The 15,798-nt window shown below is 66.4% G+C and carries 11 protein-coding genes; 8 read left to right on the top strand and 3 right to left on the bottom strand.

The features are described from left to right. Positions 1 to 75 precede the first annotated feature (75 nt). Positions 76 to 1,281 carry a mannosyltransferase gene (locus AWC27_RS22880; protein ID WP_085672572.1) on the top strand — a complete coding sequence of 402 codons (1,206 nt, stop codon included), beginning with the start codon at positions 76 to 78 and terminating at the stop codon, positions 1,279 to 1,281. Here AWC27_RS22880 and AWC27_RS22875 read toward each other — a convergent pair. Genes AWC27_RS22875 through AWC27_RS22865 form a run of 3 tightly spaced genes read right to left on the bottom strand, consistent with a single transcriptional unit; the run spans position 1,229 to position 4,616 of the window. After that, positions 1,229 to 2,659, bottom strand: a complete 1,431-nt coding sequence (locus AWC27_RS22875; RefSeq protein ID WP_245847442.1) for a serine hydrolase domain-containing protein — start codon at positions 2,657 to 2,659, stop codon at positions 1,229 to 1,231. The genes AWC27_RS22880 and AWC27_RS22875 overlap by 53 nt on opposite strands. A 56-nt stretch (positions 2,660 to 2,715) precedes the next feature. Next, entirely contained in the window at positions 2,716 to 4,302 is a 1,587-nt protein-coding gene (locus AWC27_RS22870; protein ID WP_085672570.1) for an alpha/beta fold hydrolase, read from the bottom strand. Positions 4,303 to 4,331: 29 nt separating this feature from the next. Then, a complete protein-coding gene (locus AWC27_RS22865; RefSeq protein ID WP_085672569.1) occupies positions 4,332 to 4,616 on the bottom strand; it encodes a 4a-hydroxytetrahydrobiopterin dehydratase in 285 nt (94 codons plus the stop codon). Positions 4,617 to 4,642: 26 nt separating this feature from the next. On the opposite strand from AWC27_RS22865, the gene AWC27_RS22860 reads away from it, so the two are divergent. From AWC27_RS22860 to AWC27_RS22830, 7 genes are all read left to right on the top strand, one after another. Then, positions 4,643 to 5,035, top strand: a complete 393-nt coding sequence (locus AWC27_RS22860; protein ID WP_085672568.1) for a (deoxy)nucleoside triphosphate pyrophosphohydrolase — start codon at positions 4,643 to 4,645, stop codon at positions 5,033 to 5,035. Between the two features lie 127 nt (positions 5,036 to 5,162). Next, positions 5,163 to 8,813, top strand: a complete 3,651-nt coding sequence (locus tag AWC27_RS22855) for a nitrate reductase subunit alpha (protein ID WP_085672567.1) — start codon at positions 5,163 to 5,165, stop codon at positions 8,811 to 8,813. Positions 8,814 to 8,815: 2 nt separating this feature from the next. After that, positions 8,816 to 10,438, top strand: coding sequence for a nitrate reductase subunit beta (narH, locus tag AWC27_RS22850; protein WP_085672566.1), 1,623 nt, complete (start codon positions 8,816 to 8,818; stop codon positions 10,436 to 10,438). Then, the gene (gene narJ / locus AWC27_RS22845; protein ID WP_085672565.1) at positions 10,435 to 11,091 is read left to right on the top strand and encodes a nitrate reductase molybdenum cofactor assembly chaperone; all 657 of its coding nucleotides are present in this window, start codon (positions 10,435 to 10,437) and stop codon (positions 11,089 to 11,091) included. The genes narH and narJ overlap by 4 nt, the downstream gene beginning before the upstream one ends. After that, positions 11,088 to 11,819, top strand: coding sequence for a respiratory nitrate reductase subunit gamma (narI, locus tag AWC27_RS22840; protein ID WP_085672564.1), 732 nt, complete (start codon positions 11,088 to 11,090; stop codon positions 11,817 to 11,819). Before narJ ends, narI begins: the two co-directional genes overlap by 4 nt. A gap of 150 nt (positions 11,820 to 11,969) precedes the next feature. Then, positions 11,970 to 13,856, top strand: a complete 1,887-nt coding sequence (typA, locus tag AWC27_RS22835; RefSeq protein ID WP_085672563.1) for a translational GTPase TypA — start codon at positions 11,970 to 11,972, stop codon at positions 13,854 to 13,856. Then, complete coding sequence (locus AWC27_RS22830) at positions 13,807 to 15,780, top strand: ABC transporter family substrate-binding protein (protein ID WP_085672562.1); 1,974 nt, start codon at positions 13,807 to 13,809, stop codon at positions 15,778 to 15,780. Before typA ends, AWC27_RS22830 begins: the two co-directional genes overlap by 50 nt. Positions 15,781 to 15,798 lie beyond the last annotated feature (18 nt).

Here is a 15,798-nt window from a genome sequence, read left to right as displayed (position 1 = left end):
TGGCATTTATGTGATCGTTACCGATACGAGTGGCGGCAGTGACCAGGCCGCAACGCGCTCGCTAGAGTCGGGCAGATAAACACCACTTCACCCGCCCCGGCGGCACGCGCGGCGCCGTTGCTGCTGGTCCTCAGCATTGCCGCGCGATTCGCTTGGACCTATCTGGCTCCCCACGGCGCAAACTTCGTTGACCTGCACGTCTACCTTGGCGGCGGGGCCGCGCTCGACCATCCCGGCACGCTCTACAGCTACGTCTACGCCGACCAGACGCCCGACTTCCCGCTGCCATTCACCTATCCGCCATTCGCGGCGGTCGTCTTCTATCCGCTGCACCTGCTGCCGTTCGGCGTGGTCGCCTTTTTGTGGCAGTTGGCAACGATGGCCGCGCTGTACGGCGCGGTCCGGTTAACCCAGCGCCTGATGGGGGTCGCCAAGGACGACGGCCACCGCGCCGCGATGGTGTGGACCGCGGTTGCCATCTGGCTTGAGCCGCTGCGCAGCACGTTCGACTACGGCCAGGTCAACGTGTTGCTGATGCTCGCGGTGTTGTGGGGGGTCTACACCACGCGGTCCTGGCTGACCGGACTGCTGGTAGGCGTGGCGGCCGGAATCAAGCTGACGCCGGCGGTCGCCGGCATTTATCTCGTCGGGGTTCGGCGGTGGTGGGCCGCCGTGTTGTCCGCGGTCGCCTTCCTGGGCACCGTGGCGGTGTCGCTGGTGGTGGTGGGCGACCAAGCCCGCTACTACTTCACCGATCTGCTGGGCGACGCCCGCCGGGTCGGCCCGATCGCCACGTCGTTCAACCAATCCTGGCGCGGCGCGATCTCGCGGATTCTCGGCTACGACGCCGGTTTTGGTCCGCTGGTCCTAGCCGGGATCGCCGTCACCGCCGTGTTGGCCGTCCTGGCGTGGCGGGCCCTTGACGCATCGGATCAGCTGGGCAAGCTGCTGGTAGTCGAGATGTTCGGGCTGCTGGCCTCGCCGATCTCGTGGACACACCACTGGGTGTGGCTGGTGCCGTTGATGATTTGGCTGCTGCACGGGCCGCTGCGCGCGCGCCTCGGGGCTCGCATTCTGGGCTGGGGGTGGTTGGCGCTGACCATCGTGGGCGTCCCCTGGTTGCTGAGCTTTGCCCAACCAAACATCTGGCAGATCAGCCGGCCGTGGTATCTGGCCTGGGCCGGGCTGACCTACCTGGTGGCGACGCTAGCCACCCTGGGTTGGATCGCTACGGCAGGTATTCGCGGCGGAACAGCCGCCCATGGGTGCGGAACCAAATGACGTTGCCGACCGGGTCGCGGATGAAATTTGAGCGGGTGCCCGTCGGCTTGCCGTCGGCTGCGAGGTCGAGGCCGTAGTCCGGCCGGTAGAAGGCAAGGCCGAACGGGCTGCCTGGATCGGTGCCGCCGTCGTTCATGGCGCCATCCAATTGGCCGTTGCCCGAACGGAATTCGATGACTGCCCGCTCAAGATCGCCGGATTCGGGGACCAGTTCGGCGACGTATCGTCCTACATACGGCGCGAGGTCACTGGCGCCGAGGTGTTGTGCTGTGGCGGGCAGATTGCTCACCGCCGCGAACCGGCGCAGCGCCCAGTCGTCGGCGAACAGGTCGATCAGGAGCGCGGCCCCGCCTTCGGAATTGGTCAGCAGCGTCATGGCGAACTTCCGTTCGGGCACCATGAAAAACCCCGACCGTTGCCCGTTCCAGGTGCCGCCGTGCTGGACAATGGTCACGTTCTCCGCGGAGGGCCGCAGCATCCAGGCCACACCCATCCCGGTGAGTTCGACCTGTAATGTCCCGCCGGCGCCGGGGTTTGAACGCATCGCGGTCAGCGCTTGCCCGCTCAGCACCCGGGTCCCGTTCGGTGCGGTGCCGTCGCCGAGATGAAACCTTGCGTAGCGCAGCTGATCCCGGGCATTGGAGATCAGCCCGCCGGTGGGGTTGCAACTGCGCGGGAAGTGCCAAAAGCCGGTATCCACAACGGCTTTGCCGTCGACGACATTGTGTGCGGCTGCGACATTGAGGCCGATGATCTGGTCGGAGAAGTAGTGGGTGTGGCCCAGCTGCAGCGGATCGAGCAGCAGGTTCTGTACCGCCGTTTCGTAGGTCGACCCGGTGACGACCTCGATGATCCGGCCCGCCACCACCAAACCCGCATTGTTGTAGGCGAATACGGCCCCCGGCGGGTTCAGCTGCGGCAGCCGCGTCATCGACGCGACATAACGGCTGACCGCGTCGTCGCCGCGCCCGAAGTCCTCAACGTCGTCACCCAGCCAGCCCGGCGTGTGGTTGAGCAGCTGGCGTACCGTCACGCCGCCGCTAGCAACCGGGTCGGCGACGGCGAACTCCGGAAGATGGCGGCGCACCGGGGCATCCAGGTCGACCTTGCCCTCGTCCACCAGCCGCATCATCGTGGTGCCGGTGAAAGTCTTTGTGGTGGAACCGATCCGGAACATGGTGTCGGCGTCGACCGGTAGCGGATGGTCGACGTTGGTGACGCCGTAACCCTTGAGATATTCTCGGCCGTCGGCCCAGACGCCAACCGCGGCTCCCGGGATCCGGTAGGCCTTCATGCCCGCGGTGATCTTGCTGTCGAGCTCGTCGAACGCGGATGCGGGCTTAACCGGCTCAGCAGGTTTCGACGAACACGACGCCAGCCCAAGGGCCGCTGCCCCCGCCACGGTGCCGCTCAGCAGAGCCCGACGAGTCACCGTCACGGTGGTGGCGGGGCGATGACGTAGCGCGGCGGCTGCGTCGAGTTGATACAGCTGGTGTCGGGCTGTTGCGGGTTGTCGAAGAACGACGCGATGATGAGGGCACCGCAGTGGTCGGCGTAGATTCCGTGTGCGACACCGGGCACTGTCACCGAAATCGCATGCGGAAGATGCTGGGCCACATACTGTCCCGACGCCGCGCCGGTTTGTCCGTCATAGCTGCCCGACAGCGCCAGCGCCGGCATCGCCGCGACGCTGATCCCGCGCACCCAGTCCGAGGCCTTGGGCACGTTCCAGGCAGCGCATGCCTGCCGCAGGAACGGCAGTTGTGGCGCCTGTGCGCGCACCGAGTCGGGCAGCGCGGCGAAAGCCTGTCGGGCGGCACGCAGTTGGTCGTCGGCTGAGTCGAACGGAACCCATTCGCTGCACCAGACACTCAAGCTCAGGCCCCAGCCCATGACGCCCACCTTGGCGGGGTGTACCCAGGCCATCGCCCACTGCTTGGCGATCCGCGTTGGGTTGCCGTGCGCGAGTTCGTCGATGGCGGCGGGCAATTCGGCCGGAAAGTGGGTTCCCATCGGGACCATCCAGTTCAGCAGCGCGCCGCCGTCGAGCACAATCTTGGTGTCGCCCACGCCTTCGACGTTGACCGTGGTGGTCACCGGATGTGCCTCGAGTTCGTTGACCTGCCGGACGAAGGTGTCGGCAAGGTTGGGATAGTGCGCCTGGCAGTCCGGTTGGACCGTACACGCGCTCATCATGTTGTCGAACGCTTCCCGCGCGCTGCCCCAGGTCCAACTCGGACTCGAGATCGACGGCGGCGTCGACCCGTCCAATACCAGCGAGCGGATGGCCGGCGCGTCCAGCCGCGAGTAGATCAACGCCAGGTCGGTGCCGTAGGAGTGGGAGAACACATTCCACTGGTTGATGTGCAGCGCATTGCGCAAGTCGATCAGGTCGTAGGCGCTCTCGGTGGAGTTGAAGGCCGACAGGTCCGCGCCGCCTGCTAGCCGGTCGTGGCAGGTCCGCACCGCTTGTACGTACTCGTCTCCGGTGCTCGCCGCGTCGTAGACCAGGCCCGCCCGGCGCGCGACGAACTGATCGATCTCCGGGCAGGTCAGCGCGGGCTGCGACGAATGATTGCCGCGCTGGGCAAGCAGGATCAGATCGCGGTTGCGGTTGAGACCCACTCCCTCGGCGATCGGCGGGTCGATGATCGCGTCCTCACCGGGTCCACCGGTGAAGAAAACAATCGGCTCGGCGGCGGCCGGCTGGGTTTCCGACGGGACGATAGCGACTGCCAGCCGCAGCGTGCGCCCACCGGGCTTGCTGCGATTCTCCGGCACCACCAGCGTGGCGCAGTGCGCCGTGGCCAGCTGTGGCGAGGGCTGCGGCACCGTGGGGCAGGGGCCCGGCTGGTATTGCGCCGCTGGGTGCACGACCGTAGCAGGCGGGGCAGGCGCGGACGCCGACGGCGGCTGGGCGTTCGGCGGCGAATCGCGATGGGCGCACGCGACCCCTGTCCCTGCCATTGCCAGCGCTAGTGCCAGCGCGAACCTCACCGGGGCCGATCTGTGCAGCGCCATTGAAGGCAATGTTCACACAGGGGCCCGGGCTACGTCTCGACTATCCCGTTAATATCGCGCGCCATGTCGACGTCGTTCTGGGTGATGCCACCCTCGGAATGCGTCACCAGCGCGAAAGTTACTGTCCGCCAACGGATATCGATATCCGGGTGGTGATCTTTCTCCTCGGCGTGCTCGGCCACCCGCCGCACGGCGTCGATGCCGGCCAAAAAGGAGGGAAACTTGATCGATCGGCGCAGGGCGCCGTCGGCGCGCTGCCAGCCGCTGAGGTCGGGCAGTGCGGCGTCGACTTGCTCATCGGTTAACACAGCCATACCTCGACGGTATACCGTCACTGGGCATGCCGAACCTGATCGTCGTCGCCGGAGCGATCTTCTCCGGTGATGCGGTCCTGGTGGCGCAACGCGATCGGCCACCGGAATTGGCGGGTCGCTGGGAACTTCCCGGCGGAAAGGTCGCGCCGGGGGAGACCGAGCCCGCCGCGCTGGCCCGCGAGCTGGCCGAGGAGCTGGGTCTGCGGGTTGAGGACGTCGCGGTGGGCCAGCGTATCGGCGCCGACGTCGCATTGAGTGACACCACGACACTGCGTGCGTATCAGGTGAGCCTGCTGCGCGGCGAACCCCACCCGCACGACCATCGGGCGCTGCGGTGGGTCACCGCGGCCGAACTGCAAGACGTCGATTGGGTGCCGGCCGATCGTGCCTGGCTTGGCGATCTGGCGAAGGCAATGTGAATCCACAGGCCCTATACAGCAAATTTCCAGCGAGTTGTTGTCGCGATGCTGCATATGGCGGTGAACCATGGGGTATGAACGATCGTGCCGGTAGCTAAGCGCTGACCAGGGCAAGGAGGCCTATCGCTTGACCGTCACTCCCCACATCGGCGGACACCTCGAGGAACTGCTGGAGCGCAGCGGGCGCTTCTTCACGCCGGGCGAGTTCTCGTCCGATCTGCGCACGGTAACCCGGCGCGGCGGCCGTGAGGGTGACGTCTTCTACCGCGACCGCTGGAGTCACGACAAGGTGGTTCGCTCCACCCACGGGGTCAACTGCACCGGTTCCTGCTCGTGGAAGATCTACGTCAAGGACGGGATCATCACCTGGGAGACGCAGCAGACCGACTATCCGTCGGTGGGCCCGGACCGCCCGGAATACGAGCCGCGTGGTTGTCCCCGCGGAGCGTCGTTCTCCTGGTACAGCTATTCGCCCACCCGAGTGCGCTACCCCTATGCCCGCGGCGTGCTGATCGAGATGTTCCGCGAAGCCAAAGCCCGGCTCGGTGACCCGGTGCTGGCGTGGGCCGACATCCAGTCCGACCCGCAGCGCCGTCAGCGCTATCAGCAGGCCCGCGGCAAGGGCGGGCTGGTCCGGGTTAGCTGGGCCGAGGCCACCGAGATGATCGCCGCGGCGCATGTGCACACCATCAAGACCTACGGGCCGGACCGGGTCGCCGGCTTCACACCGATACCGGCCATGTCGATGGTCAGCCATGCCGCGGGCTCGCGGTTCATCGAGCTGATCGGCGGCGTGATGACGTCGTTCTACGACTGGTATGCCGATCTGCCGGTGGCCTCGCCGCAGGTGTTCGGTGACCAGACCGATGTTCCCGAATCCGGGGACTGGTGGGACGCGTCCTATCTCATGATGTGGGGCTCCAACGTCCCGATCACCCGCACACCCGACGCGCACTGGATGGCCGAGGCACGTTACCGGGGTTCCAAAGTGGTTGTGGTAAGCCCCGATTACGCCGACAACACCAAGTTTGCCGACGAGTGGATGCGCTGCGCGGCCGGCACCGACGCGGCCCTGGCCATGGCGATGGGCCACGTCATTCTTTCGGAATGCTATGTGCAAAAACAGGTTCCGTTCTTCGCCGACTACGTCCGCCGCTACACCGATCTGCCGTTCCTGATCAAGCTGGAACAGCGCGGCGACACGCTGGTGCCCGGAAAGTTCTTGACAGCCGCCGACATTGGCGAAGAGGTCGAGAACTCGGCATTCAAACCAGCGCTGCTGGACGAGGTCACCAACCGCGTGGTCATCCCGCACGGCTCGCTGGGTTTTCGTTTCGGCGAGGACGGCGTCGGAAAGTGGAACCTGGACCTGGGCCCGGTGATACCTGCGCTCAGTGTCGAAAAAGACGGCGGCGCGGCCGAACTCGTCGAGCTGCCCAGCTTTGACACCATCGACGGCCACGGCGAGACGGTGTCCCGCGGGGTACCGGTGCGCCATGTCGGCAAGTATCTGGTGTGCACGGTGCTCGACCTGATGCTCGCCCACTATGCGGTCCGGCGCCCCGGCCTGCCGGGCGCATGGCCCACCGGATACGACGACGCCACCCAGCAGAACACGCCGGCCTGGCAGGAGTCGATCACCGGAGTGCCGGCCGCCCAAGCCATCCGCATCGCCAAAGAATTCGCCCGCAACGCAGAGGAATCCGGCGGCCGGTCCATGGTCATCATGGGCGGCGGCATCTGCCATTGGTTCCACGGCGACGTCATCTACCGTTCGGTGTTGGCACTGCTGCTGCTGACCGGGTCGATGGGTCGTAACGGCGGCGGTTGGGCCCACTACGTCGGCCAGGAGAAGGTCCGTCCGCTGACCGGATGGCAGACAATGGCCAACGCCACGGACTGGGCGCGCCCGCCCCGCCAGGTGCCCGGCGCGTCCTACTGGTATGTCCACACCGACCAGTGGCGCTACGACGCCTACGGTGCGGACAAGTTGACCAGCCCGGTGGGCCGCGGCCGGTTCGCCGGCAAGCACACCATGGACCTGATGACCTCCGCGACGGCCATGGGCTGGAGCCCGTTCTATCCGCAGTTCGACCGGTCCAGTCTCGACGTCGCCGACGAGGCGCAGGAGGCGGGGCGCGACGTATCCGACTATGTCACCGAACAACTCGCGCAGCGCAAGCTGAAGCTGGCGATCACCGATCCGGACAACCCGGTCAACTGGCCGCGGGTGCTGACCGTCTGGCGGGCCAACCTGATCGGCTCCTCGGGCAAGGGCGGCGAGTACTTCCTGCGCCATCTGCTGGGCACCGACTCCAACGTGCAGGCCGAGCCTCCCGAGTTCGGCATCCCGGAGGGCAAGCTCGATCTGATGATGTCGATCGACTTCCGGATGACGTCCACGACGCTGGTGTCCGATGTGGTGCTGCCCGCCGCGACCTGGTACGAGAAGAACGACCTGTCCAGCACCGACATGCACCCCTACGTGCACGCGTTCAGCCCGGCCATCGACCCGCCCTGGGAAACCCGGTCGGATTTCGATGCTTTCGCCGCTATCGCCCGCACCTTCAGCGCGCTGGCCCAGCGCCACCTGGGCACCCGCTCCGATGTGGTGCTGACCGCGCTGCAGCATGACACCCCGGATGCCATGGCGTATCCCGATGGCACCGAACATGATTGGCTGCAGACCGGCGAGGTTCCGGTGCCGGGGCGCACCATGAGCAAGCTCACCGTGGTCGAGCGCGACTACGCCGCGACCTACGACAAGTGGGTGACGCTGGGGCCCCTGGTCGACAGGTTCGGGATGACGGTCAAGGGCTACACCGTGCACCCCTTCCGGGAAGTCAACGAGTTGGCCGCCAAGTTCGGCGTGATGAATTCCGGTGCGGCCGCCGGCCGTCCGGCGATCACCACCGCACGCCGGATGGCCGACACGATTCTGGCCCTCTCCGGCACGTGCAATGGCCGGCTGGCCGTCGAGGGCTTCCTCGAGCTGGAGAAGCGCACCGGACAGCGGCTGGCTCACCTCGCCGAGGGCAGCGAGGAAAAGCGCATCACCTACGCCGACACCCAGGCGCGTCCGGTGCCCGTGATCACCAGCCCGGAATGGTCGGGCAGCGAAACCGGCGGGCGCCGATACGCCCCGTTCACCATCAACATCGAGCACCTCAAGCCGTTCCACACCCTCACCGGCCGGATGCACTTCTATCTCGCCCACGACTGGATCGAGGAGCTCGGCGAGCAGCTGCCGGTCTATCGGCCGCCGCTGGACATGGCGCGCCTGTTCGACCAGCCCGAGCTCGGTCCCACTGAAGATGGAATCGGGCTGACCGTAAGGTATTTGACGCCGCATTCTAAGTGGTCGTTCCACTCCACATACCAGGACAACCTGTACATGCTGTCGTTGTTCCGCGGCGGGCCGACCATGTGGATGAGTCCGGGCGATGCGGCGAAAATCAAAGTGCGCGACAACGATTGGGTTGAGGCCGTCAATGCCAATGGCATCTACGTATGCCGCGCAATCGTCTCCCACCGCATGCCCGACGGTGTGGTGTTCGTCTACCACGTCCAGGAGCGCACCGTGGACACACCGCGTACCGAAACCAATAACAAGCGCGGCGGCAACCACAACGCCCTGACCCGAGTCCGAATCAAACCCAGCCACTTGGCCGGTGGCTACGGCCAGCACGCGTTCGCCTTCAATTACCTGGGCCCGACCGGCAACCAGCGTGATGAGGTGACGATAGTGCGCCGTCGTAGCCAGGAGGTGACTTACTGACCATGAAGGTAATGGCGCAGATGGCGATGGTGATGAACCTCGACAAATGCATTGGCTGCCACACCTGTTCGGTGACCTGCAAGCAGGCCTGGACGAATCGCGCGGGTACCGAATATGTGTGGTTCAACAACGTGGAAACCCGTCCGGGCGTGGGGTATCCGCGCACATACGAGGACCAGGATCGCTGGCGTGGGGGATGGGTGCGCGACACCAGGGGCCGGCTGCGGCTGCGTGACGGCGGACGCATGGCCAAGCTGCTGCGCATCTTCGCCAACCCCAAACTGCCCACCATGGACGACTACTACGAGCCGTGGACCTACGACTACGAAAATCTGACCCAGGCCCCCGCGGGCGACACCTTCCCGACGGCCGCGCCGAAGAGCGCGATCACCGGCGAACCGGTGAAGATCTCGTGGGGTTCGAACTGGGACGACAACCTGGCCGGCTCAACCGAAATCGTGCCGCAGGATCCGATCCTGAAGAAGGTCAGCGAGGAGGTCAAACTCAAGCTCGAAGAGACCTTCATGTTCTACCTGCCGCGGATCTGCGAGCACTGCCTCAATCCGTCGTGCGTTGCCTCGTGCCCGTCGGGTGCGATGTACAAGCGCACCGAGGACGGCATCGTGCTGGTCGATCAGGACCGCTGCCGGGGCTGGCGGATGTGCGTGTCCGGATGTCCTTACAAGAAGGTGTATTTCAACCACAAGACCGGCAAGGCCGAAAAGTGCACGCTGTGTTACCCGCGCATCGAGGTGGGGCTGCCCACGGTGTGCTCGGAAACGTGCGTTGGGCGGTTGCGCTATCTGGGGCTGGTGCTTTATGACGTAGACCGGGTGCTCGAGGCGGCCTCGGTGGAAAACGACGCCGACCTGTACGAGGCACAGCGCTCAATCCTGTTGGACCCCAACGACCCCGAGGTCATCGCCGGTGCCCGGGCGCAGGGTATCTCCGAGGAATGGATCGACGCGGCCCAGCGCTCGCCGGTGTACGCACTGATCAACACTTACAAGGTCGCCCTGCCACTGCACCCGGAATACCGGACCATGCCGATGGTGTGGTACATCCCGCCACTGTCACCGGTGGTCGACGCGGTCAGCCACGACGGACACGACGGCGAGGAACTGGGCAACCTGTTCGGTGCTCTGGAAGCGCTGCGCATCCCGATTCAGTATCTGGCCGAACTGTTCACCGCCGGCGACACCGAAGTGGTCGCCGGGGTGCTGCGCCGGTTGGCGGCCATGCGGTCCTATATGCGCGACATCAACCTGGGCCGGGAAACCCAACCGCACATCCCCGCAGCAGTCGGCATGACCGAAGAACAGATCTATGAGATGTACCGATTGCTGGCAATCGCGAAATACGAAGAGCGCTACGTGATTCCGACGGCCTACGCGGCGGAGCTGCCCGACGCCGGGATGGCCGACGAGATGGGTTGCTCGCTGTCGTTCGACGGCGGGCCGGGCATGTATGAGTCCGGTCCGTTCGGCGACGGCAGCGGTGTTCCGGTACCGGTCGCCGTGGAGACCTTCCACGCTCTGCGGCAACGCCAGACGAACTTGCTGAACTGGGACGGCAGGGGTAAGCCCGAGAGCCTGTTCCCGGAGACGAAGCGGGTCAAGCGATGAAGCTGTTGTCCCGCTCCTCCAGGCAACAGGGCGTTTTGCGGGACCGCCTGGTGTGGCAGGCGGCCTCGCTGCTGTTGGTCTACCCGGATGACGATCTGAGCCAGCGGCTGGACACTGTCGACGAATTGCTCAGGCACATCGGCGAACCGGCGGCGGCGCTGCTGGGTCAGACGTCCACGGCTCTGCGTGGGCGCGAGCCGATGGCCGCCGCGATGGACTACGTCGAGACCTTCGACATGCGCAGGCGCGCCACCATGTATCTGACGTACTGGACCGCCGGGGACACCCGTAACCGCGGGCGCGACATGCTCGCCTTCGCGACCGCCTACCGCGAAGCCGGCGCCGAGCCGCCCCACGACGAGGCCCCCGATTACCTGCCGGTCGTGCTCGAGTTCGCTGCCACCGTCGATCCCGCTGCCGGGCGGGCACTGCTCACCGAGCATCGCGTCCCGATCGATGTGCTGCGAAACGCGTTGGTCGAGGCCAACTCTGCCTACCAGCACGCCGTGGCGGCGGTCTGCCAGACACTACCGGTGGCCACCGATCAGGACGTGCGCCGGGCGCAACGCCTGGCCCAGGCCGGCCCGCCCGCGGAATCGGTTGGACTGCAACCCTTTACGCTTACCGTTCCGCCCAAACGAGGCACCACATGAAACTGATCGAAATCTTCTGGGACGACGTGCCATATGTCGTGCTGGCAATCGTGGTCGTCGGCACCTGGTGGCGCTACCGGTACGACAAGTTCGGCTGGACCACCCGTTCCTCGCAGATCTACGAGTCGCGATTGCTGTCGATCGCCAACCCGTTGTTCCATTTCGGCAGTCTGGCCGTGATCATGGGCCACGTCATGGGCCTGTTCGTTCCGGAATGGCTGACCCGTCGCATCGGCATGAGCGATCACCTCTATCACCTGCAGGCACTCATGCTCGGCATACCCGCCGGTATCGCGACCATCCTGGGCGTGGGGCTGCTGATCTACCGCCGTCGCACGCACGAAGCCGTCTACCAGGCCACCACCCGCAACGACAAGGTGATGTACGTGGTGCTGGCGTGCGCGTTGGTGGCCGGCTTGAGTTGCACACTCATCGGTGCGACGCACTTCGGCGAGCTGCACGACTACCGGCAAAAGGTGTCGATCTGGTTCCGGTCGATCTGGATTCTGGATCCGCGGGGGGATCTGATGGCCCATGCCGCGCCGTACTACCAGATCCACGTGTTGATTGCGCTGATGCTGTTTGCGCTATGGCCGTTCACTCGGCTGGTCCACGCGTTCAGCGCGCCGTTTGCCTACCTGTTTCGGCCCTACATCGTCTACCGCAGCCGCGATGTGGCCGACAAGCACCAGTTGGTCGGTTCGGCGCCGCGCCGCCGCGGCTGGTAGCCGCGCCAACCCGCACGTGCCAACGAGAGTGAAATCACGGCTTCGAGCGTGTGTTCAGGACCCGGCGAACCGCGTTTCGCCGCCCTGGAAGCACATCCGATGAGCTGCTCGGTTCGCTATTGACCGGTCCCCACTGCCACAATCACCGACGTGCCATTCCGCAATGTCGCCATCGTCGCGCACGTCGACCACGGCAAAACCACCCTGGTCGACGCCATGCTGCGCCAGTCCGGCGCCCTGCACGAACGCGGTGAAGTCCAGGAACGAGTGATGGACAGCGGCGACCTGGAGCGGGAAAAGGGCATCACGATCCTGGCCAAGAACACATCCGTGCACCGCCACGACGCCGACGGAACCGTCACGGTCATAAACGTGATCGACACCCCCGGCCACGCCGACTTCGGCGGCGAGGTGGAGCGCGGACTGTCCATGGTGGACGGGGTGTTGCTGCTGGTCGACGCCTCCGAGGGTCCGTTGCCGCAAACCCGGTTCGTGCTGCGAAAGGCCCTGACCGCACACCTGCCGGTGATCCTCGTCGTCAACAAGACCGATCGGCCCGACGCCCGCATCGCCGAGGTTGTCGATGCCAGCCACGACCTGTTGCTCGACGTAGCCTCCGATCTCGACGACGAAGCCGCCAAAGCCGCCGAGCACGCGCTGGGTCTGCCGACGCTGTATGCCTCCGGGCGCGCGGGCATCGCCAGTACCACCCAGCCGGCCGACGGCCAGGTTCCCGACGGCACCAACCTGGACCCGCTGTTCGAGGTGCTCGAAAAGTACGTACCGCCACCCAAGGGTGACCCCGAGGCGCCGCTGCAGGCGCTGGTCACCAACCTGGACGCGTCGGCATTCCTGGGCCGGCTCGCGTTGATCCGCATCTATAACGGCAAGCTGCGCAAAGGCCAGCAGGTGGCCTGGATGCGTGAGGTGGACGGTGTGCCCGTCATCACCAGCGCCAAGATCACCGAGTTGCTGGCCACCGAGGGCGTCGAACGCAGCCCCACCGAGGAAGCGGTCGCCGGCGACATCGTGGCGGTCGCGGGGCTGCCCGACATCATGATCGGCGACACCCTGGCCGACCCCGACCATGCCCACCCGCTGCCGCGCATCACCGTCGACGAACCGGCCATCTCGGTCACGATCGGCACCAACACCTCGCCGCTGGCCGGCAAGGTGTCCGGGCACAAGCTGACGGCACGCATGGTTCGCAACCGGCTGGACACCGAGTTGGTCGGCAATGTCTCGATCCGGGTCGTCGACATCGACCGGCCCGACGCCTGGGAGGTGCAGGGCCGCGGCGAGCTGGCGCTTGCGGTGCTGGTCGAGACGATGCGGCGGGAGGGTTTCGAGCTCACCGTCGGCAAGCCGCAGGTGGTCACCAAGACGATCGACGGACAGCTGCACGAGCCGTTCGAGGCGATGACGATCGACTGCCCGGACGAATTCGTCGGCGCCATCACCCAATTGATGGCCGGCCGCAAGGGCCGCATGGAAGAGATGACCAACCATGCCGCCGGCTGGGTCCGGATGGATTTCATCGTGCCCAGCCGCGGCCTGATCGGCTTCCGCACCGACTTCCTCACCATCACGCGCGGCACCGGCATCGCCAACGCGGTGTTCGACGGCTACCGGCCGTGGGCGGGGGAGATCCGCGCCCGGCACACCGGGTCACTGGTGTCGGATCGCGCCGGCGTCATCACGCCGTTCGCCCTGCTGCAACTTGCCGACCGCGGCCAGTTCTTCGTCGAACCAGGCCAGGACACCTACGAGGGCATGGTCGTCGGGATCAACCCGCGGGCCGAGGATCTCGACGTCAACGTCACCCGGGAGAAGAAGCTGACCAACATGCGGTCCTCGACCGCCGATGTGATGGAGACGCTGGCCAAGGCGCTTGAGCTCGACCTGGAGCAGGCCATGGAATTCTGCGCGGCTGACGAGTGCGTCGAGGTGACGCCCGAGATCGTCCGGGTCCGGAAGGTCGAACTCGATGCCACCTCGCGAGCCCGCAGCCGGGCTCGTGCCAAGGCCCGGGGTTAGCCTGAGTACCGTGCCGAGCCCAGTCCGTCGCGTCTGTGTGACGGCCGGCGCGCTGGTCTCGGTGCTGGGCATGGCGCTGTCGGCGTGTACCGTCAGCCCGCCGCCGGCCCCGCAGAGCACCGACACCCCGCACAACACACCACCGCCGCCGCCGCACCCGACCCAGATCATCATGGGCATCGACTCGATCGGCGCCGGGTTCAACCCGCATCTGCTGTCGGATCTGTCGCCGGTGAACGCCGCGATCAGCGCGCTGGTGTTACCCAGCGCGTTCCGGCCGGTGCCCGATCCCACTTCGTCGACCGGTTCGCGCTGGGAGCTGGACCCAACTTTGCTGGTATCGGCCGACGTGACCAGTGAAAGCCCGTTCACCGTGACGTACAAGATCCGGCCCGAGGCGCAATGGACCGACAACGCCCCCATCGCTGCCGATGACTTCTGGTACCTGTGGCGGCAAATGGTGAGCCAGCCCGGAGTCGTCGACCCGGCCGGCTACGACCTGATCACCAACGTCCAGTCGCTCGAGGGCGGCAAGCAGGCCGTCGTGACCTTCGCCCAGCCCTACCCGGCCTGGCGGGAGTTGTTCAGCAACATCCTGCCGGCCCACATCATCAAGGACGCCCCGGGCGGTTTCGCGGCCGGGCTGGCCCGGGCGCTGCCGGTCACCGGCGGTCAGTTCCGGGTGGAGAACATCGACCCGCAGCGCGACGAGATCCTGATCGCGCGCAACGACCGCTACTGGGGACCGCCCGCCAAACCCGCACTCATCCAATTTCGCCGGGCGGGAGCACCGGCCGCGCTGGCCGATTCGGTGCGCAACGGCGACACCCAGGTGGCCCAGGTGCACGGCGGCTCGGCCGCCTTCGCGCAGTTGTCGGCCATTCCCGACGTGCGGACCGCGCGGATCGTGACGCCGCGGGTCATGCAGCTCACCTTGCGGGCAAACGAGCCGAAGCTGGCCGACACCCAGGTCCGCAAGGCGATTCTGGGCTTGCTCGACGTCGACCTGCTTGCCGCTGTGGGTGCCGGCAGCGACAACACCGTCACCTTGGACCAGGCGCAGATACGTGCACCCAGCGACCCCGGTTACGTGCCCACGTCACCGCCGGCAATCGGCACGACCGTGGCGCTGGGCCTGCTCGAGGCGTCGGGATATCAAATCGAGAGCAACACCTCGGCCTCGCCGGCGCCCCCCGGACCTGGTTCGACCACCACGCCGGTGAGCACGGGGCCGCCGGAGGTGATCCGCGGCCGGATCAGTAAAGACGGCAAACAGCTGTCCCTGGTCATCGGCGTCGCCGCCAACGACCCGACGTCGGTGGCCGTCGCCAACACCGCCGCCGACCAGTTGCGCAACGTCGGCATCGCCGCCAGCGTGCTGGCATTGGACCCGGTAGCGCTCTACCGCGACGCGCTCAACGACCACAGCGTGGACGCCATAGTCGGATGGCATCAGGCCGGCGGAAACCTGGCCACCTCACTGGCGTCGCGCTACGGCTGCCCCGCGTTGCAGCCGACGACGCTGACGCCCACCGGCACCCTGACACCCAACGGACCCGCCGGGCCTGCTAGTCCTTCGCCCACACCGGCGGCCACCCAGCCGCCGGCAACCACCCCCACGTCCACCCAGCCCAGCCGCGCGCCCGATCCCGGCGCCCTGGTGCTGGCGCCGTCGAATCTGACCGGAATCTGCGACCGCAGCATTCAGTCCAACATCGATGCCGCACTCAACGGCAGCAAGAACATCAACGACGTGATCACCGCGGTCGAGCCGCGGCTGTGGAACATGTCGACGGTGCTGCCGATTTTGCAGGACACCACGATCGTCGCGGCCGGGCCGAGCGTGCAGAACGTCAGCCTCTCGGGGGCGGTGCCGGTCGGCATCGTCGGCGACGCCGGCGACTGGGTGAAGACCGGGCCATAACGCCCCTAATTGGCCGGG

Source organism: Mycobacterium szulgai (assembly GCF_002116635.1).
Lineage (GTDB): Bacteria > Actinomycetota > Actinomycetes > Mycobacteriales > Mycobacteriaceae > Mycobacterium > Mycobacterium szulgai.
The sequence above is the reverse complement of the archived record's forward strand: the minus strand, read 5'-3'. Positions and strand labels throughout refer to the sequence as shown.